The organism is Pseudomonas sp. TAE6080 (assembly GCF_018732265.1).
GTDB lineage: Bacteria > Pseudomonadota > Gammaproteobacteria > Pseudomonadales > Pseudomonadaceae > Aquipseudomonas > Aquipseudomonas brenneri.
In genome coordinates this window covers 26,226-49,990 of sequence record NZ_JAHIDY010000016.1, presented here as the reverse complement: position 1 = coordinate 49,990, position 23,765 = coordinate 26,226, and the positions used below count along the sequence as shown (strand labels likewise).

Here is a 23,765-nt window from a genome sequence, read left to right as displayed (position 1 = left end):
TAATTTGCCCCGCGCGCGCGCGGTGCTGTTAAGGAAAGCCGACATGCAGCTTAAAGATACCCAGTTGTTTCGCCAGCAAGCCTTTATTGATGGCGCTTGGGTCGATGCGGACAACGGTCAAACGATCAAGGTCAACAACCCCGCGACTGGCGAGATCCTGGGCACCGTGCCGAAGATGGGCGCCGCCGAAACCCGTCGTGCCATCGAAGCCGCCGACAAGGCCTTGCCGGCCTGGCGCGCACTGACGGCCAAGGATCGCGCGAACAAGCTGCGTCGTTGGTTCGAACTGATCATCGAGAACCAGGATGACCTCGCACGCCTGATGACCCTGGAGCAGGGCAAGCCGCTGGCCGAAGCCAAGGGTGAAATCGTCTATGCCGCTTCGTTCATCGAGTGGTTCGCCGAAGAGGCCAAGCGTATCTACGGTGACGTAATTCCTGGCCACCAGCCGGACAAGCGCCTGATCGTGATCAAGCAACCGATCGGCGTCACCGCCGCCATCACGCCGTGGAACTTCCCGGCCGCGATGATCACCCGTAAAGCCGGCCCGGCCCTGGCCGCCGGTTGCACCATGGTGCTCAAGCCAGCATCGCAAACCCCGTTCTCCGCGTTCGCCCTGGCGGAATTGGCGCAGCGTGCCGGTATCCCCAAAGGTGTGTTCAGCGTGGTCTCCGGCAGCGCCGGCGATATCGGCAGTGAGCTGACCAGCAACCCTACCGTACGTAAATTGTCCTTCACCGGCTCGACCGAGATCGGTCGCCAGTTGATGGCCGAATGCGCCAAGGACATCAAGAAAGTGTCTCTGGAACTGGGCGGCAACGCGCCGTTCATCGTGTTTGACGACGCTGACCTGGATAAGGCCGTCGAAGGCGCGATCATTTCCAAATACCGCAACAACGGCCAGACCTGCGTCTGTGCCAACCGCTTGTATATCCAGGACTCGGTGTACGACGCGTTCGCTGAAAAACTGAAGGCGGCCGTGGCCAAGTTGAAGATCGGCAACGGTCTGGAAGAAGGCACCACCACCGGTCCCCTGATCGACGAAAAAGCCGTGGCCAAGGTCCAGGAACACATCGCCGATGCCTTGAGCAAAGGCGCGACGTTGCTGGCTGGCGGTAAGGTCATGGAAGGCAACTTCTTCGAGCCGACCATCCTCACCAACGTGCCGAAAAACGCCGCTGTGGCCAAGGAAGAAACCTTCGGCCCGCTGGCGCCGCTGTTCCGCTTCAAAGACGAAGCCGAAGTGATCGCCATGTCCAACGACACCGAGTTCGGCCTGGCGTCCTACTTCTATGCCCGCGACCTGGGCCGTGTGTTCCGTGTGGCCGAAGCCCTGGAATACGGTATGGTCGGCGTCAACACCGGGCTGATTTCCAACGAAGTGGCACCGTTCGGCGGGATCAAGGCTTCGGGCCTGGGCCGTGAAGGCTCCAAGTACGGGATCGAGGACTACCTGGAAATCAAATACCTCTGCCTGGGCATCTAAAACCGGCAAGGCATTGCGTGAAACGCAAAGGGCACGAGAGCGCTGACCCTTTGCGTGTTTTGAATGTTATTTCGCAAGTGGCCGGGAAAGCTGTGGCAGTCGATCATCGCATGCTGCCGTAGTTGCCTCCCCGCCACGTATTCCTTGGACCACGCCGCCCGATGAGCGGCGAATGAGGACTTTATGAGCAACAAGACCAACGCATCCCTGATGAAACGCCGCGAAGCCGCTGTACCACGCGGTGTGGGCCAGATTCACCCGATCTTCGCCGAATCCGCGAAAAACGCCACGGTAACCGACGTTGAAGGTCGCGAGTTCATCGACTTCGCCGGCGGTATCGCCGTACTGAACACCGGTCACTTGCACCCGAAAATCATCGCGGCCGTGACCGAGCAACTGAACAAGCTGACCCACACCTGCTTCCAGGTCCTGGCCTACGAGCCTTACGTGGAGCTGTGCGAGAAAGTCAACGCCAAGGTCCCGGGTGATTTCGCCAAGAAAACCCTGCTGGTCACCACCGGTTCCGAAGCCGTGGAAAACGCCGTGAAAATTGCCCGTGCCGCCACTGGCCGTGCCGGTGTGATCGCCTTCACCGGCGCCTATCATGGCCGCACCATGATGACCCTGGGCCTGACCGGCAAAGTCGTGCCGTACTCGGCCGGCATGGGCCTGATGCCAGGCGGTGTGTTCCGCGCGCTGTACCCGAACGAGCTGCACGGTGTGAGTGTCGACGACTCCATCGCCAGCATCGAACGCATCTTCAAAAACGATGCCGAGCCGCGTGACATCGCTGCGATCATCATCGAGCCGGTACAGGGCGAGGGCGGTTTCTACGTCGCGCCTAAAGCCTTCATGAAGCGCCTGCGCGAACTGTGCGACAAGCACGGCATCCTGCTGATCGCCGACGAAGTGCAAACCGGCGCCGGTCGTACCGGTACCTTCTTCGCCATGGAACAGATGGGCGTTGCCGCCGACCTGACCACCTTCGCCAAATCCATCGCTGGCGGCTTCCCGCTGGCCGGCGTGTGTGGCAAGGCCGAATACATGGACGCGATTGCTCCAGGCGGCCTGGGCGGCACCTATGCCGGTAGCCCGATCGCTTGCGCCGCTGCGCTGGCGGTCATGGAAGTGTTCGAAGAAGAACACCTGCTGGATCGCTGCAAGGCTGTCGGCGAGCGTCTGGTCACTGGCCTGAAAGCTATCCAGGCCAAGTACCCGGTGATCGGCGAAGTGCGTGCCCTGGGCGCGATGATCGCGGTCGAGCTGTTCGAAGATGGCGACAGCCACAAGCCGAACGCTGCTGCCGTGGCTGCTGTGGTCGCCAAGGCGCGCGACAAGGGCCTGATCCTGCTGTCCTGCGGCACCTACGGCAACGTGTTGCGCGTACTGGTCCCGCTGACCTCGCCGGACGCGCAGTTGGATAAAGGCCTGGCGATTATTGAAGACTGCTTCGCAGAGCTATGAGTGGCAAGCTACAAGCTGCAAGTGATGTAACACTTGCAGCTTGTAGCTTAAAACTTGCCGCTCAAAGAAGCCGCCCCATGAGTAAAAAAAACCGCCTAAGCGGTTTTTTTTTACTCATGGGGCGGCTTCTTTGTCTAATGTGCAAGGATTGCCGATGGAGCGTGCTGCATGACTGCTGTTGATTTACCTGCTGTACCCCGTGTGTTGATTGCCGAGGCCGACCCCTGGTCGCGGGATCTGCTCAAGCAGGTGTTGTTGAATGTGCGCTGCGACGCGCGGCTGGATGTGTGCGCCGATGGGCAGCAGGCCGCCGGCTTGCTGCGAGACAAACCCTACGATTTGATCATTGCCGATTGGGAGCTGCCGGGCGTCGATGGCTTGAGCCTGCTGCGCAGCGTACGCCAGCAGCGGCGGGTGCCGGCGTTGCCGTTTATCCTGTTGAGTACACGCAATGACAGCGCCAGCGTGCGCGAAGCCCTGCCCCTGGCTCCCACCGCCTACCTGACCAAACCCCTGGACATGGAAGGCCTGACCCAGCGGTTGCAGGACCTGCTGCTCAACGAAGGCGAAACGGTGTTCTGCGAAGTGCCGGCCCTGGCCGAGGGGATGACCCTGTCGGTGTTCCTGGAGCGTCGTCGGGAGTTGTCGGACGGCGCGCCGTTGCGGGTTGACGTCAAGGTTGCCGTGCAAAAGAGCCTGGCGCCGGAAGGCCTGGACCTCAAGCAATTGGAAGAACAGGTCAGGACCGACCCGCAGATCACCGCCGTGCTGATCGCCGCCGCCAACAGCGCTGGTCATCACGGCACGCCGGTGCAGACCCTGTCCATGGCCCTGCACAAGCTGGCAGCAGGGCAGAGCATGAACCTGATCCTCGGCCTGGCGCTCAAGCACAATGTGATCCTCAGCGATGCCAGCCTGAAGGAGCATGCCGAGCGCCATTGGCAACTGTCCCAGCAAACCGCGCAATACGCCCGCTCTTTGGCGCGCATGCTCGACCTTGACCATGAACGCTGCTACAGCGCCGGTATTCTCCATCGCCTGGGCGACCTGGCTCTATTGCGCAGTTTGCAGGAGTGGCGCCAGGGCGGTGGCGAACTGGATGATGAGTTGATCGGTGAGTCGTTGGTCACCTATGGCGCCAGCTACGGCTCGGCGTTGCGCACGCGGTGGCGTTTGCCCCTTGAGCTGCGCCAACTGATCGCGGCGATCTATTCCCTGGAAGGCGGAGTGTATTCCCGTGAAGCGTTGGTGATGAACATAGCAGCGCAACTGGCAGGGCTGACCGAGCATGAAGGTATCGAGGCGTTGGCCAAGGGCAAGACGGCGCGGCTGCTGAAGGTCGGACTTTCAGAGCTGATGCGCATCCGCAAGCCTGCGTAGGTACTGTGTCAGGCAGCCTACGGGCCTTCAGCCGACAATTACCCGGTTCTTGCCTTGGCGCTTGGCCTCATACATGGCCGCATCGGCCCGGGCGAATAGGCTGTCGAGGGTTGTGTCTTCGGCGCTCAGGCTGGCCAGGCCCTGGCTGACAGTCACCACATAGGGCTGGCCTTCGTGACTGAACCCCAGTTGCTGGATTTCCTGTCCCAGGCGCTCGGCGACCTGTATGGCTGTTTCCGGCGCGCATCCAGGCAGCACGGCGGCAAACTCTTCGCCGCCAATGCGTCCGAACAGGTCGCCACGGCGCAATATGCCTCGCCCGCTCTCGGCGATACGCAACAGCACCTGATCGCCCTCCAGGTGGCCGTAGGTGTCGTTGATGGCCTTGAAGTCATCGATGTCCAGCAGCAGGAACGCCAGGGGCAGGCCCTGGGCGCTGGCCCGTTCGAATTCGTGATGGGCGCATTCAAAGAAGTGTCGGCGGTTGCTGCTGCGGGTCAGCACATCGGTGGTGGCCAGGCGTTGCAGTTCGAGTTCCAGGTGCTTTTTTTCGGTGATGTCTTCAGCGATGCCCACCACAATCAGCGGTTTTCCCGGGGTGGCCTGTTGGTTGGTAAAGCACTTGTCGCTGAGCCAGCGGATCTGCCCGTCAGCGGTGATGATGCGGTACTGGCGATCCTCTATCGCCCCCAATTCCAGCACCTGGGCCAGGCTTCGCTCTGCGTATTCCTGGTCTTCGGGGTGGATGCTGTCGCGCCAGCCACGGTGGTCGGCCAGCAGCAGGCCTGCCGAAAGACCAAAGATGCGCTCATACGCGGGGCTCACGTACAGCACGCGCCGGGTTTCCCACTCGATGGCCCAGAGCACGGCGTTGACGCTCACCAGCAGCGAACTCAACAGCTGCTCACGCTCGCTCAGGCGCTCCACTTCGCCTTGGGCATGCATCAACGCCAGCAAGGTAGCGGCAGCGGCCGGGCGCGACGTATCCGCCGAGTCGGGGGTGGTGGGGGTCGGGGAGTCCTTTTCGTGGACCATCGGCACAATTCTCTCTGGACATGCCGCAGCATCGAACAGCAGTCAAAACAAAGCCCGCCAGGATGGCGAAGTGTTGTTTGAGAGAGGGGAATTGCAGCTAAGTTCCGTTATCAGTCGCGATTGAGACGGAATGTTCGGTGACTGTGAAATGGCGCCAAAAAACTGGAGATCGGCTTGGAATATACCTGGGCCTTGTAGGCGCTGGCTTGCCAGCGATGGGGCCTTGAATGTGGAGTGCAGTTCAAGGCCTCATCGCCGGCAAACCGGCTCCTGCAATGTCAGGCGGTGGGGCGCAGGGAGTAGGTTTTCAGCTGGTGGGCAAAGTCGCGCAGGGACTGGATCCCGCTGGCTTCGGCTTCGTGGACCCATTCCTTGATCGCCGCGAGCATGTCATGCCCGTTGCTGCTGGTCTTGAGCCAGATCTGCTGCAGCGCCAGGCGCTTTTCGTAGATCACTTTCAAGGCCTGGCTGTGCTCCAGCATGTTCTGGATGCGCACGTGATGGCGGTCATCCAGCAGGCTGGTCTCGCGCGACAGCAGACGTTTGGCACGGTGGAACTGGTGGCGTACCGAATGATCGACCTTCTCCAGCTCCTGCTTGACCAGCGGCGCAATGACCAACTTGCGGTACTGAGCCATGATCTGGAAGCGGTTGTTGAGGATCGCCATGGCGGTGTCCATGTCCAGGTGACCCTTGCCTTCGACCCGGTGGGCGATAGGTGCAACCCGTTGCACCTTGGCCAGGCGCAGGAAGCTGAACACCTGGATCCAGGCCCAGCCCAGGTCGAATTCCCACTTCTTCACCGACAACTTGGCGGAATTGGGATAGGTGTGATGGTTGTTATGCAGCTCTTCGCCACCGACGATGATGCCCCACGGCACCAGGTTGGTCGCCGCGTCGCGGCATTCGAAGTTGCGATAGCCGATGGCATGGCCCAGGCCGTTGATCACGCCGGCAGCCCAGACCGGGATCCACATCATCTGGATCGCCCAGATGGTGATACCGATGGTGCCGAACAGCAGCAGGTCGATGACCCCCATGATCGCCACGCCCAGCAGCGGGTAGCGGGTATAGACATTGCGCTCGATCCAGTCGTCCGGGCAGTTCTTGCCGTAGATGCGCAGGGTCTCGGGGTTTTCGGCCTCGGCGCGGTACAGCTCGGCGCCTTTGCGCAGGACTGTGGACAGACCCTTGATCACCGGGCTGTGCGGATCGTCGACGGTTTCGCACTTGGCGTGGTGCTTGCGGTGGATGGCAGTCCACTCGCGGGTGTTCTGCGCCGTGGTCAGCCACAGCCAGAAGCGGAAGAAGTGTTTCAGGCCAGCATTGAGCTCCAGGGAGCGATGGGCTGAATAGCGGTGTAGATAGACCGTGACCCCGATAATGGTCACGTGGGTCATCAACAGAGTGACTGCCACCAGTTGCCAGGCTGACAAGTCAAGAAAACCGTTGTACCACATAGGCTGTATGGCCCTCAGATAAAGAAAAGAACAGCTCACGCATTATCACTAAGCCTACAGATAAAACCAGTCACCCTTTTGAATAGGAGTGACGAGATGTTACTTATCCTATAATCCGCAGCCTTTGTAGGGCGATTCTGTTTTTTAGTAAGGATTACTAGTCATATGCTGCTTTCATACCGAGGTGCCCTACGCGCAGGGCTGGTGTACTTGCTGATTTCCATCTTGTGGATCCAGCTCAGTCAGCAGGTTTTTATCACATTCCTCGATGAACCCAGCGAGGTGGTGCACTGGCAGATGCTGCGTGGTTATCTGTGGGTGACCCTCAGTGCCCTGTTTATTTTCCTGTTGTGTGCCCGCTGCGCGCGCGTCCATCGTATCCAGCAACCCTTGAAGGAAAACCGCGAGCGCCTGCGCCAGGCGGCGGCGGTGTTCGATTGCACGCGCGAAGGGGTGCTGGTCACCGACGCCCGGGGGCGGATTGTCCACGTCAACCGCGCCTTTATCGAAATCACCGGTTACCAGGTAGAAGACGTGATGGGCCGCCAACCGAGCCTGTTCAAGTCGGGGCGGCATTCGCCGGCTTTTTATGAACAGATGTTTCGCACCCTTAATCAAGATGGGGAGTGGAGCGGTGAGATCTGGAACCGGCGTAAAAGCGGGGAAATTTATCCACAGTGGCAAACCATCCGTGTCATCCATGATGACCAGGGCCAGATCAGCCATTACGTAGCGGTGTTCTCCGACATCAGCGCGATCAAGCATTCCGAGCGCGAATTGGCACATCTGGCTCACCACGACCCGTTGACCGACCTGCCCAACCGCCTGCTGTTCACCGACCGCGCCGAGCAGGCGCTGGCTTCGGCGCAGATCCACAAGCGTGGCTGCGCGTTGCTGCTGCTGGACCTGGACCACTTCAAGATCATCAACGACAGCCTTGGCCACAATGTCGGTGACCAGTTGCTCAAGGCCGTGGGCGAGCGCCTGCAGGGCCTTTTTGGCCCCGGTGTGACCCTGGCACGCCTGGGCGGTGATGAGTTCGCAGTGCTGGCGGAAAGTTGTCCACAGGTGGTCCAGGCTGCCGCGCTGGCCCAGCGCATCATCGACAGCATGAAACAGCCGTTCATGTTCGACGGCCATCAATTGTTCATCAGCGCCAGCATCGGCATCAGCCTGTTTCCCAGTGATGCCTTGAGTGCCGAGCAGTTGCTGCGTAACGCTGACTCCGCGCTGTTCAAGGCCAAGAGCACCGGGCGCGAAGGCTATGCCTTGTACACCGAAGAACTCACCGCCCATGCCCAGAACCGCATCGAGATCGGTAATGAACTGCGCCGCGCTCTGGATCAGCAGGAGTTGCGGGTCTACTACCAGCCGGTCCATGACCTGCAAACCAGCAAGATGATGGGGGTAGAAGCCCTGGTGCGCTGGCAGCACCCGCAACGTGGCCTGGTGCCGCCGGCGGAATTTATCCCGATTGCCGAACGCACCGGGCTGATCGCCGAAATCGACGCCTGGGTCATGGACCAGGCTTGTCGCCAGATGTGCCAGTGGCTGGCAGAGGGTAGGGACCTGTCCTTCCTGGCGGTGAATATTTCCAGCCGCCTGTTTGCCCGTCATGAACTGTATGAGCAGGTGGCCAAGGTGCTGCATGACACCGGCCTGGCCCCGTCGAAGCTGGAGCTGGAAGTCACCGAAAGCGCGGTGATGGATGACCCGGAAGTGGCCCTGGAGCAAATGCATCGCTTGCGCGAGCTGGGCTTGAGCCTGGCCATCGATGACTTCGGCACCGGCTATTCGTCACTGCTGCGCCTCAAGCGCTTGCCGGTACAGAAGCTGAAAATCGACCAGGGCTTCGTTGCCGGGTTGCCGTGGGATGAAGACGATGCGGCGATTGTGCGGGTGGTCATCGCCTTGGCGCAGAGCATGGGCATGCAAGTGCATGCCGAAGGCATCGAACAAATAGAACAGGCGCGGTTCCTGCTCAATCACCAGTGCGACCTCGGCCAGGGCTACTGGTTTGGGCGGCCGATGCTGGCGGCGGACATTGATTGGGCCAGGGCCCCCGCCATCCGCTGACCTCTATCCGGGGTCGAAATACAGTAAATGTGGGAGCGGGCAAGCCCGCTCCCACATTTATATGTGCGCACGCCGTAACGTCATGCCCTGCCTGAAAATTCTTTCTGGTTATATAAACATTCTTAAATAGTATTTTTAAGAATATCCGCGCTTATCTACTATCGCTCTCACGCCGCAAGCAGTGCCGCCACTGCCAGGCACTTCTCATTTCAGGAGCACGACCATGAGCGCATCTCTACGCAGCGTTGACGGCCAGGACGAAGCAGCCATTTTGCGCGAGATCCAGAGCGCATTGCGTGACCTGCGTTTTGGCGCAGTGGAAATCACCGTACACAACGCCCAAGTGGTGCAGATCGAACGCAAAGAGAAATTCCGCTTGCAGAGCCCGGGCAACAAACCGAGCTGAGGCAACACGGCGCTTCGATTGCGGGACCCGTACTTATAAGAAAAGCCAACACCCAAGAATTTCAGGAGCTTGTCTATGTCGTCGATTCGCCGTTATGCCCTGGCCGCCCTGGCCAGCGCCGTGTTTTCCGGTTCCGCAGTGGCCAAGGATTACGAGCTGCTCAACGTTTCCTACGATCCGACCCGTGAGCTGTACCAGGACTACAACGCCGAATTCACCAGCTTCTGGAAAAAGGCACACCCTGGCGACAACGTGAAGATCCAGCAGTCCCACGGTGGTTCGGGCAAGCAAGGCCGGGCGGTGATCGACGGCCTGCGCGCCGACGTGGTAACACTGGCCCTGGCCGGCGACATCGACGAAATTGCCAAGCTGGGCAAGACCCTGCCGGAGAACTGGCAGACCCGCCTGCCTGAGGCCAGCACGCCCTACACCTCGACCATCGTGTTCCTGGTGCGCAAGGGCAACCCCAAAGGCATCAAGGACTGGGGCGACCTGATCAAGAACGACGTGTCGGTGATCACGCCAAACCCGAAAACCTCCGGCGGTGCCCGCTGGAACTTCCTCGCCGCCTGGGCCTATGGCCTGAAGGCCGGTGGCAGCGAAGCCAAGGCCCAGGAATACGTGAAGGAGCTGTTCAAGCACGTGCCGATCCTCGACACCGGCGCGCGCGGCTCGACCATCACCTTCGTCAACAACGGTCAGGGTGACGTGTTGCTGGCCTGGGAAAACGAAGCGTTCCTGGCACTCAAGGAAGATGGCGGTGCCGACAAGTTCGACATCATCGTGCCGTCCCTGTCGATCCTCGCCGAGCCACCCGTGGCCGTGGTCGACAAGAACGCCGAGAAAAAGGGCAATACCGAAATCGCCACGGCGTACCTCAACCACCTGTACAGCCCGGCTGGCCAGGAGATCGCGGCAAAGAACTTCTACCGCCCGCGTGACAAGGATGTGGCCGCCAAATACGCCCAGCAGTTCCCGAAACTGGAGCTGGTGACTATCGACAAAGACTTCGGCGGCTGGAAAACTGCCCAACCGAAATTCTTCAATGACGGTGGCGTGTTCGACCAGATCTACACGGCGCAGTAAGCCACACTGCTGCCAGGCGTGAGCTTTCTGTGGGAGCCGGGCTTGCCCGCGATAGCATCACCGCGGTGTAACTGATACACCGAGGTGCCTGCATCGCGGGCAAGCCCGGCTCCCACAAAGGTTTGTTCTTGCAGTGGTATCTACCTGTTAACCAAGGACTTTTATGTCGCGTCGTATCTCCCCCGTCATACCCGGCTTCGGGCTGACGCTGGGCTACACCTTGGTGTACCTCAGCCTGATTGTGCTCATACCGCTGGCGGCCATGTTCGTCCACGCCGCCCAACTCACCTGGGATCAGTTCTGGGCCATCATTTCGGCGCCGCGCGTGTGGGCGGCGTTGAAGTTGAGCTTCAGTACGGCCCTGTACGCCGCGCTGATCAACGGCGTGATCGGTACGCTGCTGGCCTGGGTGCTGGTGCGCTACACCTTCCCCGGGCGCAAGATTATCGACGCGATGATCGACTTGCCGTTCGCCCTGCCCACCGCCGTGGCCGGTATCGCGCTGACCGCGCTGTACGCGCCGTCCGGCCTGGTTGGCCAGTTCGCCACGGACATGGGCTTCAAGATTGCCTACACCCCCCTGGGCATCACCCTGGCCTTGACCTTCGTCACCCTGCCCTTTGTGGTGCGCACCGTGCAGCCGGTCTTGGCCGATATCCCCCGGGAAATCGAAGAAGCCGCCGCCTGCCTCGGCGCCAAGCCCTTGCAGGTGTTCCGCTATATCCTCGTGCCGGCGCTGCTGCCGGCATGGCTGACCGGGTTTGCCCTGGCGTTTGCCCGAGGTGTGGGTGAGTACGGCTCGGTGATTTTCATCGCCGGCAATATGCCGATGAAAACCGAGATCCTGCCGTTGCTGATCATGGTCAAGCTCGACCAATACGACTACACCGGCGCTACCTCCATCGGCGTGCTGATGCTGGTGGTTTCCTTTGTCTTGCTGCTGCTGATCAACTTGCTGCAGCGGCGCATCGAACGTCCATAAGGAGGCGCGGAACATGTCCCAATCGTCTATTTCCGCCGCGTCCTCGGCCAACGCTGCCCGTCGTGGCAGTGCGGTTTCGCGACGTATCCTGATCGGCCTTGGCTGGCTGATTTTCGCCCTGTTCTTGCTGTTGCCACTGTTTATCGTGGTATCCCAGGGCCTCAAGCTCGGCCTCGGCGCATTCTTTGCCGCGATCTTCGAGCCGGACGCGCTGTCGGCATTGAAGCTGACGGTGATTGCGGTGCTGATTTCGGTGCCGCTCAACCTGGTATTCGGCGTCAGTGCGGCCTGGTGCGTCAGCAAGTACTCGTTCCGTGGCAAGAGCATGCTGGTGACCCTGATCGACCTGCCGTTCTCGGTCTCGCCGGTGATCGCCGGCCTGGTCTATGTGTTGATGTTCGGCGCCCAGGGCTTCTTCGGGCCGTGGTTGCAGGATCACGATATCCAGATCGTCTTTGCCTTGCCGGGCATCGTGCTGGCGACCATCTTCGTCACCGTGCCATTCGTGGCCCGCGAGTTGATCCCGTTGATGCAGGAGCAGGGCACCCAGGAAGAAGAAGCCGCGCGCCTGCTGGGCGCCAATGGCTGGCAGATGTTCTGGCATGTCACCGTGCCGAACATCAAGTGGGGCCTGATCTACGGCGTGGTGCTGTGTACTGCGCGGGCAATGGGTGAGTTCGGCGCGGTGTCGGTGGTGTCCGGCCACATTCGCGGCGTGACCAACACTTTGCCGCTGCACGTCGAGATTCTCTACAACGAATACAACCACGTCGCTGCGTTTGCGGTGGCGAGTCTGTTGCTGATCCTGGCGCTCTTCATCCTGCTGCTCAAGCAGTGGAGCGAGAACCGAATTAACCGCCTGCGCGCCGGTGCGGCTGAGGAATAAGTCATGTCGATCGAAGTCCGTAACGTCAGCAAGAACTTCAACGCCTTCAAGGCCCTGGACAGCATCAACCTGGATATCCAGAGTGGCGAGTTGGTGGCCTTGCTGGGCCCCTCCGGCTGCGGCAAGACCACCTTGCTACGCATCATCGCCGGCCTGGAAACCCCGGACGCCGGCAGTATCGTGTTCCACGGCGAGGACGTGTCCGGCCATGATGTGCGTGATCGCAACGTCGGGTTTGTGTTCCAGCACTACGCGCTGTTCCGCCACATGACCGTATTCGACAACGTCGCATTCGGCCTGCGCATGAAGCCCAAGAACCAGCGCCCGAATGAAACCCAGATCGCGGCCAAGGTCCATGAATTGCTGAACATGGTGCAACTCGATTGGCTGTCGGATCGCTACCCGGAACAACTCTCCGGCGGTCAGCGCCAGCGTATCGCCCTGGCCCGCGCCCTGGCGGTGGAGCCCAAGGTGCTGCTGCTCGACGAACCCTTCGGCGCCCTGGATGCCAAGGTGCGCAAGGAGCTGCGCCGCTGGTTGGCCCGCCTGCACGAGGACATCAACTTGACCTCGGTGTTCGTGACCCACGACCAGGAAGAAGCCATGGAAGTCGCCGACCGCATCGTGGTGATGAACAAGGGCGTGATCGAGCAGATCGGCTCACCGGGCGACGTCTACGAAAACCCGGCCAGCGATTTCGTCTACCACTTCCTGGGCGACTCCAACCGCCTGCACCTGGGCGAAGACCAGCACGTGCTGTTCCGCCCGCACGAAGTGTCGCTGTCACGCCATGAACTGGAAGATCACCATGCCGCGCAAGTGCGCGACATCCGCCCGCTGGGCGCCACCACACGGATCACACTGAAGGTCGAAGGCCAGAGCGAACTGATCGAAGCCGAAGTGGTGAAGGATCACGACAGCCTGACCGGGCTGGCGCGGGGCGAGACGTTGTTCTTCAAGCCTAAGGTCTGGCAAAAAGCCTGATTTTTTAGCCTGCCCGATCAACTGTGGGGGCTGGCCAGCTCCCACATTGGTTTGTTGGTGCTGGTGAAAAGGGTGTTCCAGCCCGTCTGGGACATGTCCGAAGCCATCACCGCCGCCAGTGGCCTGAGTGCTCTTGGTCGGGAGTCTTTAGGGGAGATTTGTAGGTACTTTTTCTTCGCTGTGTGGGCAGCTTCCGAAACTTAAATTCCTCCCCGTTTTATGCCCCGCCAGCTTGTGCGATACGCCTTTTAGTTACTTATATTCCGACGCCATATTCATTACATCAAGGATGTAGGAGATGGCGCAGGCGTACATCAATGAGCGCACCATTGATTATCACAGTTTGAAAGCCCAGCTTTTGCGCCTCACCAGTCAGCAGTCGGCGGAGCAGTTCGATGCGCTGAACCTGCACCTGCGTCATGGCTTGGTAACGCCTGGGCAAATGGTGATTGTGCCTGACGAATACGCTGTTTCCTGCACCCTCAATGACGCGTGGTTGATGCGCCATGCACAGGAAATCCGTCGTGCCCTGGAGTTTAATTCCGCGGCTGGGATTGCCGTCATCAATAACTACGATTTATTGCAGAGCCTGTTGGGGTATACCTCGCTGGGTGTGGGGGCCGGCAGTTCGGGTTGGGCGCGGCATCTGGATGAGGTCCGGCATACGCTGGAGGAAGTCGAGCGCCTGCATCAGCAACTCAAGAGTGGGGCCCTGGATCGGGAGGCGTTCATTCGTCAGCGCCAGGGGTTGTTCCAGCGCCTGGACACTCAACTGAAGGGCGCGGCACGGTTTGGTACGAGCTTGCAGGGCAATAAGTCGTTAAAAAAAGTGCTGGGGATATCGACCAAAAGCTATCTGCACAAGAGTGAGATAGCGGGCTATGCGCAGCGAATCCGGAGCATTGCGCAGACGTCGCGGTTCTTGGGCAAGGGCACGTATGTGGGGTTAGCGCTGGATGTGGGCGTGGCGGGGTTGGCGATCAAGGAGGGGTGTATGACGGGGCGGGAGGCGCAGTGTCGGCGGGCGCAGTATGTGGAGGGCGGGCGGTTGGTGGGGGGGGTGGTGGTGCTGCGATAGTTGGGGCTGGGGGGGCGCGCTTAGGACGTTATCTTTGCACCACTGTTTTGGGGGTTGTAACGAGGGGGAAAGGGGATCTTGTTTGTGGCGTTATCGGTGCCGCTCTGGGTGGGGCGGCAGGAGGGGAGGCGGGAGGTAATGCGGTCGCTAAATACGGCGATGTTCTATATGAAAAAACCGGTCAATGATTATGGACAGTGAGCTCTTTTTTGCAGGCTTGACGGTATTTGAAATAGTAGTTCTTGCAGGCATTTTATTATTTGTTGATTACACAAAGCTGGATGAGCTGGAAAGTTATTTCAGCGAAAATGAGGTTGTTCAGAGAAGTAAGCGTTTCTGGTCGAGAAGTCGCCGAATCGACAAGATGATGCGTATGAGCGTGATTGCCTGCTTCCTGGCTCATCCCTCGGTTTATATCAAAAAGGGCGACGTCACCCGTGAAGAGCTTGCCGCCATCCCATTAGGGCTTAAACGCTGGGTTGTATGGCCGACTTATTGGAGTGTTTTTTGGGTGTTTCGTGTGGTGGCGATGCTCCTGTGGGACCCATTCCACTGACGTCACGGACTCAAACCACCAAATCCTTACGCTTCACCCGCACCGGCCCCGACCGCTCCTCGATCTGCCGCTTGAGGTCATGGCGCAACCCCACCAGGAACGCCAGTTCCGCCACCACAAACAGCGGCCCCACGATCAGCCCGGACACGTCGTCGACAAAGGCCGGTTTGCGCCCTTCGTAGTAATGGCCGACAAACTGGATCACCCAACCCACCACAAACAGGCCGATACCGCTGCTGAGCCACACCAGCGTGCTTTGCGCCGCCAGCACATGCCCAGCCCATACCGACAAGCCCATCAGCACGCTCATCAACACCCCAAGCGCCAGTTCCAGGCGCAGGTAGAACCCCGCAGAAAACAACGCCAGCAACACCGCCGGCGACAGCCACAGGCCGGCCACAGTCCATTCGGGGCGTGACAGCAGCACGGCGACGGCGACGACGATCATGGGGATGCCGATAAAGTGGCTGGCGATGTTGCGCGGGTCGCGGTGGTAGGCGGCGTATTGGCTCAGATGGTCGACGAGGCTTTTCATTGTTATTCCTCCTGTAGGATGCTTGATCATGCCCTGTAGGACTGCGACAAACTGTCAACTGGGCGACAATCTTTGGAGTTCTCATGGACGCAGAGTCTTGGCATGGACGGCTGTCCAGCGGCCACTGGTACCGCCATCTGCCTGCTCCCTTGCAGCATAGTCTGCTGGCCCATGCCCGTGTGCGGCAGCTGACGGCGGGGCAGGTGCTGTTCAAGCGTGGCGACCCACCGTGCGGCCTGTACGCGGTGCTGGAGGGCAGCCTGCGCATCAGCGCCGTGAACGAGCAGGGTAAGGAGGCGTTGTTGAGCCTGGCGCAAGCGCCCTTCTGGTTTGGCGAAATCGCCGTGTTCGACGGCCTGCTGCGCACCCACGATGCGTGTGCGGTCGGGCCTTGCACCCTGTTGCAGGTACCGCAGGCGGCGATGCTGCACTTGCTTGCGCAAAGCCCGGCCTATTGGCGGGACATGGCCTTGCTGATGAGCCAGAAGTTGCGGCTGAGCTTTATCAATATCGAGCAGTTGAGCCTTGCGCCCGCGTCGGTACGGGTGGCCCATCGGTTGTGGATGATTGCCGAGGGGTATGGCGAGATCGATGGCTCGCGGCGTGTGGTGCAGTTGGCACAGGAGGACTTGGCGGCGATGCTGGGGGTATCACGGCAGACGACCAATGCGCTGCTCAAGGCGTTGCAAGAGCAGGGGGTTGTGCGGTTGGGGTATGGGGAGATTGAGATACTTGATGTAGGGCGGTTGCGGGAGATGGCGCAGGGGTAGGCGGTGCCTGTTAGGGCCCCTTCGCGAGCAAGCCCGCTCCCACATTCGACCGAGTACATTCTTTGGAGTGCGATCGAATGTGGGAGCGGGCTTGCTCGCGAAAAGGTCCTACCAGGCACTACAAAACCTCAGTCCGGCTGAAACGGCGAAGCACTGAGCACCACCCCCGTCTCCTCCACATACTGTTGCCAGTGCCCAATCAAGGTCGCCAGCTTTTCCGGCTGGCTCACGGCCAGGTCATGGATCTCCCCAGGATCACGCCCCAGGTCGTACAGTTGCCAGGTCGCCGGCCCTACGGGCCCCGGGATATACACCGCCTTCCATTGCCCCTGGCGAATCGCCCGGCGCCCGAACAGCTCCCAGCCGGTGACGGTATGTTCGTCGTGTACCTGTGCGGTTTCCCCAGACAAAAAGCCCAGCCACGATTTGCCCCGCAGCGGCGCAACCGGCTTGCCGCGCCACTGTTTGCCGGGGTGGCGCACGCCGGCCAGGTCGAGAATGGTCGGGGTGATGTCCATCACCGTGCCGAAGCCATGGCTGACCTGCCCCTTGAGTGCCAACTGCGGGTAATGCACCAGCGCCGGCACACGAATCCCGCCTTCGGTGGTGAAGGCCTTGAACAGGCGTGAAGGTGCCGTCGCCACCTGGGCCCACGATGGCCCATACCAGACATAGGAGTTGGCGCGGCCGATATTGCCCAGGCTGTTGTCGTAATGCTGGTTGAGGTAGGTCAAAAGCTCGGGGCCGAATTTGGGAAAAGCTTCGAGCAGCGCGCCTTCGGCACCGTTGTCGGACATGAACAGGATGAATGTATTGTCCAGTTGCCCCTGCTGGCGCAGGTACGTCACCACCCGGCCGATGTTCCAGTCCATGCGCTCGACCATCGCGGCATACACCTCCATGGCCCGCGCCGAGACCTGGCGTTGCTCATCGCTCAGCGCCGCCCATTGAGTGTTCAGCTCGACCAGCGGATGGGGTTCCACGTCGGCATCGATCAGCCCCAGGGTCTTGAGTTTTGCCAGGCGCTCCAGGCGCAGCACTTCGGGGCCGGCGTCGTAGCGGCCACGGTATTTATCGACGATCTCCACCGGCGCCTGCAACGGCCAGTGCGGCGCGGAAAACGGCAGGTAGGCAAAAAATGGCCGGGTCTGATCACGCTCCTTGAGGTATTGCAGCAGCTTGTCGCCAAAGGCATCGGAGGAGTAGAAGCCCTCGGGCAATTGCTCGACGAAGGTGTCGTCCTCGATGTACAGCGCCGGGGTGGATTTGAGCAGCCCGGGCGTGCTGTCGTCGTAGGGCGGCTCGAAACCATAGTGGTTGGCCGCCCCCGGCAACAGCGAGAACGAGCGCTCGAAACCACGGGCATGGGGCGCCAGTTCAGCCGTCAGCCCCAGGTGCCACTTGCCGCTCATCAAGGTCTGGTAACCGGCCTCGCGCAGCAGTTCGGGCAGGGCCACCACCTTGTCGTTGAGGTAGCCTTCGTAGCCCGGCTTGCCGATCAGCTCGGGGGTCAGCGCCTCGGCCATGGTGCCGATCCCGGCGATGTGGTGGTCGGTGCCGGTGAGCAGCATCGAACGGGTCGGCGAGCAGGTGGGTGCGGTGTGAAAGTCGGTCAGGCGCAGGCCGTTCAGTGCCAGGGCATCCAGGTGCGGCGTGGCGATTTCCCCGCCAAACGCGCCGAGGTCGGAGAAGCCCATGTCATCGGCCAGGATCACTAGAAAGTTGGGACGTTGCGGCATCAAGACACTCCTCAATCAGCAGGCAATAAAGGCCAGGGGCAGGTCACGGATCTGTTCACGCAGCGGCGGCTGGTAGTGGTCGTCGCTGATCAGTTCGTGCAGCAGTTCTTCGCGCAATTGGTGGAAGTCAAAGCTGCTGCGCTGGCGCGGATGGGGCAGGGCGATATCTACCACCTGCTTGATCCGTCCGGGACGGGGCTCCATCACCACCACGCGGTCGGCGAGGAAAATCGCTTCCTCCACATCGTGGGTCACCAGCACTGTGGTGATCTTCGCGCGGGCACGGATCGCCAGCAGCTCATCCTGCATCTGTTGGCGGGTCAGGGCATCGAGGGCGCCGAAGGGCTCGTCCAGCAGCAGGATGCGCGGGCTGGCCACCAGGCCACGGGCGATCGCTACCCGCTGCGCCATGCCGCCAGACAATTGATGCGGGTAGGCGCGGGTGAAATCGGTGAGGCCGACCAATTCGATAAAGTCCGTGATGCGCTGTTGGCGCTGGGCCTCGCTCAACGGCTCGTTGACCAGGCCCAGGCCGATGTTTTGCGCGACCGTCAGCCATGGGAACAGACGGTGTTCCTGGAACACGATGCCGCGCTCGCCGCCGATGCCTTCCACGGCCTTGCCATCGACGCGGATCTCGCCGCGAAACTGCGTGTCCAGGCCGATCAGCAGGCGCAGCAATGTGGATTTTCCGCAGCCGCTGGAGCCGACAATCGCGACGAACTCGCCTTCGGCGATATCCAGGTTGAATTCGCGGATGGCTTCCAGCTCGAAGCCGTCGACGTCGAAGGTCTTGCCCACATGGTTGAAGCTGACAATAGGTGCAGTCATGCGTGTCTCCAGCGCGTGGCGCGGGTTTCGATGCGTTGGCCGAGAAGGTTGAGTGCCGCGCCGGTGAGGCCGACCAGCAGCATGCCGCTCATGATCAGGTCCATGCGCAGCAACTGTTGGGCGCCGATCATCAAACTGCCGATGCCACCGTTGGACGGCATGAAATACTCGGCGCCGATGGTGCCCAGCCAGGCGTAGATCAGGCTCAGGCGCAGCCCGGCGAAAATCCCCGCTGCCGCCCCTGGCAATACCAGACGACACAGGCGCAGGGCCAGGCCCAGGCGCAGCACCTGGGCGGCTTCATTGAGCTGCGGCGAGAGGTTCAGCACACTGCGTTGAGTGGCGATGAACAGCGGGAAAAACGCGGCCAGGGCGATAAATACCGACTTGGCCAACTCGCCCAGGCCGAACCAGGCGGTGAGCAGCGGCACCCAGGCAAAAATGGCGATCTGACGCAGGGCCGCCAGGGTCGGGCCGAGCACTCGCTCACTGCGGCGTGACAGGCCCAGCCACAGGCCAAGGGCAAAGCCCAGGCCGCCGCCCAGGAGCAACCCGCTCAAGGTCCGTCCCAGGCTTTTGCCCAGGGCGCTGAGCAGGCTGCCATCGAATACGCCGCTGGCGGTGGTGTGCAACACGGTCCAGGGGCTGACGAGGATATTGGCATCGACCCAGTCCAGGGCGGTCGCCGACTGCCACAGCGCCAACAGGCTCAAGGGCAGTAACCACGGTTGCAGGCGTTGCCAGCCTTGGTAGCGCGGGCCACGGCGGATCTGCGCGGTAGCCGGATGGGGCCAATGCACCCACTTGCGATCCAGCCAGCCAATACCGCGATCCATCACCACGCCCAGCACCCCGATCACCACGATGCACACAAACACGATATCGAGCATGAACAACTGCCGCGCCCAGACCATCAGGTAGCCGATGCCTTCGCTGGAGGCCAGCAGCTCCACGGCCAGCAGTGAGGTCCAGCCGGCGGCCAGGGCCAGGCGTACCCCGGCCATGAACGCGGGCAATGCAGCGGGCAGGATCAGGCGGTGGATCAACAGATGGCTGGGCAAGCGCAGCACGCGTGCAGCCTCACGCAAACCGGGCTGGGCATCGCGCACGCCGACCAGGGTGTGCAGGGTCACGGGCACCACAATGGCCTTGACCAGCACCACCAGCTTGAGGGTTTCGCCAATCCCGAAAAACACCATGAACAGCGGGATCCAGGCCAGGGTCGGGACTTGCGACAGGGCGCTGAACGTCGGGAACACCAGGCGTTCGGCACGGGCACTGAAGCCCAACAGCGCGCCCAGCAACGCCCCGGCCCCGACGCCCGCCAACAGCCCCCAGAACAGCCGTTGCAGGCTGATCGCCAAGTGGCTCCACAACTCGCCGCCGGCCAATTCCACGGCACTGCTCCAGACCAGCGAAGGCGCCGGCAGGATCTGCTCACTCATCCAGTGATTGCGGCTGGCCAGCCACCACAGGGTAAACAGCGTGAGTGGCAGCAGCCATGGCAGCAGGCGTTCACTCAGGTTTGGCCAATGTGCCCGTCCACCCTTGGCAGGGGCGGCGAGCGGCAGGCTCAACAGTGAAATTCGGGCCATGGAAGACCTCCGGTGTCGGCGAGTGCGTTATGTGATTTTGATCTTATAAACAAACAATCAAGATTATTTAGGGATAAGAGAAACCATTTAAAGCCTCTGCCCGACACGCATCCAATGCATTTGGAGAATATTTTCCATGCTGTTGATGCATAACCCTCTGGCGCCGGGGCCGCAGTGCGCATAGATCAAAAAGCTATTAAATTGTGAATTTATAGTATTTAAAGTTTTTACCGCGTTGTGCGTACTTTCTGCTCCCCAGGCCACCGTCGCCCACAGGAGCACACTCTATGAAATTGCCCTTCAAACGCTTGATCACCCTGGTAGCAGGCACAGCGCTCGCCGGGCTGGTACATGCCGCCGACCTCAAGGAAATCCGTATTGCCGTGCCCGACCTGAGTGCCGGCACCCAGAACAGTGGTGGTGGCCTGACGGATGTACTGAGGAGCCAGCAGATCTTTGAAAAAGCCTTCGCCGACCAGGGCATCAAGATCCAGTGGAACTACTTCAAGGGCGCCGGCCCCGTGATCAATGAAGCCTTCGCCAACGGCCAGGTAGACCTGGCTTACCTGGGCGACCTGGCGGCGATCATCGGCCGTTCCAATGGCCTCGATACCCGTCTGCTGAGCGCCACCGCTCGCGGGGTGAAACAGTACCTGGGCGTGGTACCGGGCTCCGGGATCAAAACCTTGCAGGACCTGAAGGGCAAGCGCGTGGCGGTGTTTCGCGGCACGGCCACCCAACTGTCCCTCAACGGCGCCCTGGCCAGCCAGGGCTTGAGTGAAAAGGACCTGAAAATCATCAACCTGGACTTCAACGCGGCCGTGGCTGCCCTGGCCGCCAAGCAGATTGATGCGACCTGGGGCGGGTCGAACTTGAGTTCACTGCAGGCCAAGGGCCTGGCCGAAATCCCCCTGACCACCAAGGACCTGGGCGGCGCAGGCAGCGTGCAGGCGGTGTTGGTGGGCAGTGGCAAATTTGTCGACGCCCATCCCGAGGTGGTGGCCAAACTGCTCAAGGCCCAGCAGCAGGCGGTGCAGTGGTTGACCGATGACAACAACAAGCAGGCGTATATCGAACTGGTGTCTGGGCTGGCGAGTTATCCGCCGGTGATTTTGACCAATGATTTGAAGGACCAGAAACTCAGCGAGATTTTCCCGTCGACCCTGGATCCGGTGTTCCTGGGCAAGCTGCAGGATGCGGTGGATCTGGCGTCGAAGGAGCGGCTGATTCGCAAGCCGTTCCAGGTCAGTGATTGGGTGGTGCCGGGGTTGGCGGCGGCGGGGATCTGAAATCTACAGTGCATGAACGGGCCTCATCGCAGGCAAGCCAGCTCCCACATTTGAATGCGGTCAAATGTGGGAGCTGGCTTGCCTGCGATGGCGCCCTTCAGACCGCCACATCCACTTCCTGGCGATCCACCGCCACCAACGTCTCGATCATCGCCTTGGCCGCCGGCGACAAACGCGAACCGGTGCGGCTGACTATCCCGCACCGCGCACTCATGGTCTCCATGTTCTGTGGCAGGTTGCGCCAGTGCAGCAGCACCAGCGCGCCCCGGGCGATGTCCTCGGCAAAGGCCTCCTCGGTGCCCACGCCAATGGCGTTGGACTGCAACACGATCCTCACCAGCGCCGGAAAGTGTTCGGTCTGTATGCTCGGTGAGAAATCCATGCGCCCGCTCAGGTTCGCCAGCAGTTTGCGAATGCCCTGGGAGATCAGCGGCGACGCCAGCGGGTAGTCGAACATGTCGTTGGTCGAGAGGCTGTCCTTGGCCAGCAGCGGGTGCCCCGGCCGGCAGAAAAATACCCCGCGCTTGGCCGTCAGCGCCTGGGTTTGGAAATTCGGATCGGCTTCGAACTGGCGGATGTCGGCGATAAAGAATTCGATCTCTTCCCGGCTCAAGCTACGGCTCAGCGTTTCCCAGTTATCCACCTGCAAGCGCGTACGGATTTTCGGGTGCGCGTTGACGAATCGCGCCACTGCATCCGGTACCAGTTTCACGGCGGGCGCCGGGCCGCAACCGAAGCGCAGCTCACCAGCATCGAGCTTGGTCATGCGCGTGACTTCACTGCTCAACAGGGCGGCGCCATGCACCAGGCTCAAGGCATGTTGCAGCACCACCTGGCCCTCCGGGGTGGGGCGCAAATCCTTGTGGCCACGGTCCACCAGCACGCAGCCGAACTCCTGTTCCAGGCCCTGGATGCTGCGGCTGAACGCCGGTTGCGTGATGCCCATGGCGTCGGCCGCGCGGACAAAACTGCGGTGTTCGTTAAGGGCGATGAAGTAGCGCAGTTGGCGAAGATCCATATGCTTTCCCGGCATTTTAAAAATAGGTCGAAGGCATTTGCGACCAGGGGAGCTGAGGTTTTAAATGCAAGCTCTTATTCCGTCAACGAAGCATGCGTTCATTTGTTAGACCTAAATTGCATATGAATAGAGCGTTGGCGCAGCGTCACCCCACCGTAAGCAGACACATGAGGGTCATCCAATGAGCAATGCCGCACTCGCTGTTCAACCCGTCGCCCTGGCGCTGGATATTCACCCGGTCGCTGGGCGTATCGGCGCCGAGATCCGGGGCATCAAACTGTCCGGCGACCTCGACGCCGCCACGGTCGAAGCCATCCAGCACGCGCTGGTGCAGTACAAGGTGATCTTCTTTCGCCAGCAGACCCACCTCGACGACCAGAGCCAGGAAGCCTTCGCCCACTTGCTCGGCGAGCCGATTGCCCACCCCACGGTGCCGGTGCGCGATGGCACGCGTTTCTTGATGGAACTGGACGGCGGGCGCGGCCAGCGTGCCAACTCCTGGCACACCGACGTGACCTTCGTCGATGCGTACCCCAAGGCCTCGATCCTGCGTTCGGTGCTGGCGCCGGCATCGGGTGGCGACACGGTCTGGGCCAACACCGCCAGCGCCTACAACGACTTGACCGCCGAAGTGCGTGCCCTGGCCGACACCCTGTGGGCGGTGCACAGCAACGAATACGACTACGCCGCGCGCAAGCCGGATGTGGCGCCGGAAAAGCTTGAGGAGTACCGCAAGATCTTCACCTCGACGGTGTACGAGACCGAGCACCCGGTGGTGCGCGTGCATCCGGTCAGCGGCGAAAAAACCTTGCTGCTGGGGCACTTTGTCAAACGCCTGAAGGGTTACTCGCAGGCCGATTCCGCACACCTGTTCAACCTGCTGCAAAGCCACGTCACCCGCCTGGAAAACACCGTGCGCTGGCGCTGGAACACCGGTGACGTGGCGATCTGGGACAACCGCGCCACCCAGCATTACGCAGTGGATGACTACGGCACCCAGGAACGCATCGTGCGCCGCGTGACCCTCAAGGGCGATGTGCCGGTGAGTGTGCAGGGGCAGCGCAGCCAGACCACCAAAGGCCTGTAGCCCACCGCAGATCAAATGTGGG

General features: G+C 61.0%; 20 protein-coding genes and 1 pseudogene. 14 read left to right on the top strand and 7 right to left on the bottom strand.

From position 1 onward, the window contains the following. Nucleotides 1-43: 43 nt before the first annotated feature. From gabD to KL786_RS14050, 3 genes are all read left to right on the top strand, one after another. Entirely contained in the window at nucleotides 44-1,486 is a 1,443-nt protein-coding gene (gene gabD / locus KL786_RS14060; RefSeq protein WP_032856525.1) for an NADP-dependent succinate-semialdehyde dehydrogenase, read from the top strand. 183 nt (nucleotides 1,487-1,669) lie between these two features. Beyond that, nucleotides 1,670-2,950 (top strand): 4-aminobutyrate--2-oxoglutarate transaminase, encoded by a 1,281-nt coding sequence (gabT, locus tag KL786_RS14055; protein WP_215517990.1) that lies wholly within the window; start codon nucleotides 1,670-1,672, stop codon nucleotides 2,948-2,950. Nucleotides 2,951-3,118: 168 nt separating this feature from the next. Then, nucleotides 3,119-4,330, top strand: coding sequence for an HDOD domain-containing protein (locus KL786_RS14050; RefSeq protein ID WP_215517989.1), 1,212 nt, complete (start codon nucleotides 3,119-3,121; stop codon nucleotides 4,328-4,330). A 27-nt stretch (nucleotides 4,331-4,357) separates the two neighbouring features. On the opposite strand, the gene KL786_RS14045 is transcribed toward KL786_RS14050, so the two are convergent. Together KL786_RS14045 and desA are read right to left on the bottom strand one after the other, a co-directional pair. Next, on the bottom strand, nucleotides 4,358-5,365 hold the full coding sequence (locus KL786_RS14045; RefSeq protein ID WP_215517988.1) for a GGDEF domain-containing protein: 1,008 nt from the start codon (nucleotides 5,363-5,365) through the stop codon (nucleotides 4,358-4,360). Nucleotides 5,366-5,643: 278 nt separating this feature from the next. Then, nucleotides 5,644-6,825: a delta-9 fatty acid desaturase DesA gene (gene desA / locus KL786_RS14040; protein WP_032856529.1), complete on the bottom strand. Its 1,182-nt coding sequence runs from the start codon at nucleotides 6,823-6,825 to the stop codon at nucleotides 5,644-5,646. A 165-nt stretch (nucleotides 6,826-6,990) separates the two neighbouring features. Here desA and dibA point away from each other — a divergent pair, with 165 nt between their 5' ends. From dibA to KL786_RS14000, 8 genes and pseudogenes are all read left to right on the top strand, one after another. After that, nucleotides 6,991-8,901, top strand: coding sequence for a phosphodiesterase DibA (dibA, locus tag KL786_RS14035; protein WP_215517987.1), 1,911 nt, complete (start codon nucleotides 6,991-6,993; stop codon nucleotides 8,899-8,901). Nucleotides 8,902-9,124: 223 nt separating this feature from the next. Beyond that, nucleotides 9,125-9,307, top strand: a complete 183-nt coding sequence (oscA, locus tag KL786_RS14030) for a sulfur starvation response protein OscA (protein WP_029299482.1) — start codon at nucleotides 9,125-9,127, stop codon at nucleotides 9,305-9,307. A 75-nt stretch (nucleotides 9,308-9,382) separates the two neighbouring features. Beyond that, the gene (locus tag KL786_RS14025) at nucleotides 9,383-10,393 is read left to right on the top strand and encodes a sulfate ABC transporter substrate-binding protein (RefSeq protein WP_215517986.1); all 1,011 of its coding nucleotides are present in this window, start codon (nucleotides 9,383-9,385) and stop codon (nucleotides 10,391-10,393) included. Between the two features lie 163 nt (nucleotides 10,394-10,556). Continuing rightward, nucleotides 10,557-11,375, top strand: coding sequence for a sulfate ABC transporter permease subunit CysT (cysT, locus tag KL786_RS14020; RefSeq protein WP_032856532.1), 819 nt, complete (start codon nucleotides 10,557-10,559; stop codon nucleotides 11,373-11,375). 13 nt (nucleotides 11,376-11,388) lie between these two features. Beyond that, entirely contained in the window at nucleotides 11,389-12,261 is an 873-nt protein-coding gene (gene cysW / locus KL786_RS14015) for a sulfate ABC transporter permease subunit CysW (protein ID WP_029299486.1), read from the top strand. 3 nt (nucleotides 12,262-12,264) lie between these two features. Beyond that, the gene (locus tag KL786_RS14010) at nucleotides 12,265-13,245 is read left to right on the top strand and encodes a sulfate/molybdate ABC transporter ATP-binding protein (protein ID WP_215517985.1); all 981 of its coding nucleotides are present in this window, start codon (nucleotides 12,265-12,267) and stop codon (nucleotides 13,243-13,245) included. Between the two features lie 298 nt (nucleotides 13,246-13,543). Then, nucleotides 13,544-14,511: pseudogene (locus KL786_RS14005) on the top strand (hypothetical protein). Between the two features lie 2 nt (nucleotides 14,512-14,513). After that, nucleotides 14,514-14,879, top strand: coding sequence for a hypothetical protein (locus KL786_RS14000; protein WP_090293244.1), 366 nt, complete (start codon nucleotides 14,514-14,516; stop codon nucleotides 14,877-14,879). Between the two features lie 10 nt (nucleotides 14,880-14,889). Here KL786_RS14000 and KL786_RS13995 read toward each other — a convergent pair whose 3' ends face one another. Further along, nucleotides 14,890-15,414, bottom strand: coding sequence for an Mpo1 family 2-hydroxy fatty acid dioxygenase (locus KL786_RS13995; protein WP_215517984.1), 525 nt, complete (start codon nucleotides 15,412-15,414; stop codon nucleotides 14,890-14,892). Between the two features lie 83 nt (nucleotides 15,415-15,497). Here KL786_RS13995 and KL786_RS13990 point away from each other — a divergent pair, with 83 nt between their 5' ends. Then, nucleotides 15,498-16,184: a Crp/Fnr family transcriptional regulator gene (locus KL786_RS13990; RefSeq protein ID WP_215517983.1), complete on the top strand. Its 687-nt coding sequence runs from the start codon at nucleotides 15,498-15,500 to the stop codon at nucleotides 16,182-16,184. 128 nt (nucleotides 16,185-16,312) lie between these two features. Here the strand turns inward: KL786_RS13990 and KL786_RS13985 are convergent, their stop codons facing one another. The 3 genes from KL786_RS13985 to KL786_RS13975 are packed head-to-tail and all read right to left on the bottom strand — an operon-like array spanning nucleotide 16,313 to nucleotide 20,349. Continuing rightward, nucleotides 16,313-17,923, bottom strand: coding sequence for an arylsulfatase (locus tag KL786_RS13985; RefSeq protein WP_215517982.1), 1,611 nt, complete (start codon nucleotides 17,921-17,923; stop codon nucleotides 16,313-16,315). Between the two features lie 15 nt (nucleotides 17,924-17,938). Next, complete coding sequence (locus KL786_RS13980) at nucleotides 17,939-18,754, bottom strand: ABC transporter ATP-binding protein (protein ID WP_032856539.1); 816 nt, start codon at nucleotides 18,752-18,754, stop codon at nucleotides 17,939-17,941. Further along, the gene (locus KL786_RS13975) at nucleotides 18,751-20,349 is read right to left on the bottom strand and encodes an ABC transporter permease (protein ID WP_215517981.1); all 1,599 of its coding nucleotides are present in this window, start codon (nucleotides 20,347-20,349) and stop codon (nucleotides 18,751-18,753) included. Before KL786_RS13975 ends, KL786_RS13980 begins: the two co-directional genes overlap by 4 nt. Before the next feature lie 287 nt (nucleotides 20,350-20,636). On the opposite strand from KL786_RS13975, the gene KL786_RS13970 reads away from it, so the two are divergent. After that, on the top strand, nucleotides 20,637-21,638 hold the full coding sequence (locus KL786_RS13970) for an ABC transporter substrate-binding protein (protein ID WP_215517980.1): 1,002 nt from the start codon (nucleotides 20,637-20,639) through the stop codon (nucleotides 21,636-21,638). 97 nt (nucleotides 21,639-21,735) lie between these two features. Here KL786_RS13970 and KL786_RS13965 read toward each other — a convergent pair whose 3' ends face one another. Next, nucleotides 21,736-22,656 carry a LysR family transcriptional regulator gene (locus KL786_RS13965; protein WP_215517979.1) on the bottom strand — a complete coding sequence of 307 codons (921 nt, stop codon included), beginning with the start codon at nucleotides 22,654-22,656 and terminating at the stop codon, nucleotides 21,736-21,738. A 181-nt stretch (nucleotides 22,657-22,837) separates the two neighbouring features. Here KL786_RS13965 and KL786_RS13960 point away from each other — a divergent pair, with 181 nt between their 5' ends. Beyond that, complete coding sequence (locus KL786_RS13960) at nucleotides 22,838-23,743, top strand: TauD/TfdA dioxygenase family protein (protein WP_065944456.1); 906 nt, start codon at nucleotides 22,838-22,840, stop codon at nucleotides 23,741-23,743. Nucleotides 23,744-23,765 lie beyond the last annotated feature (22 nt).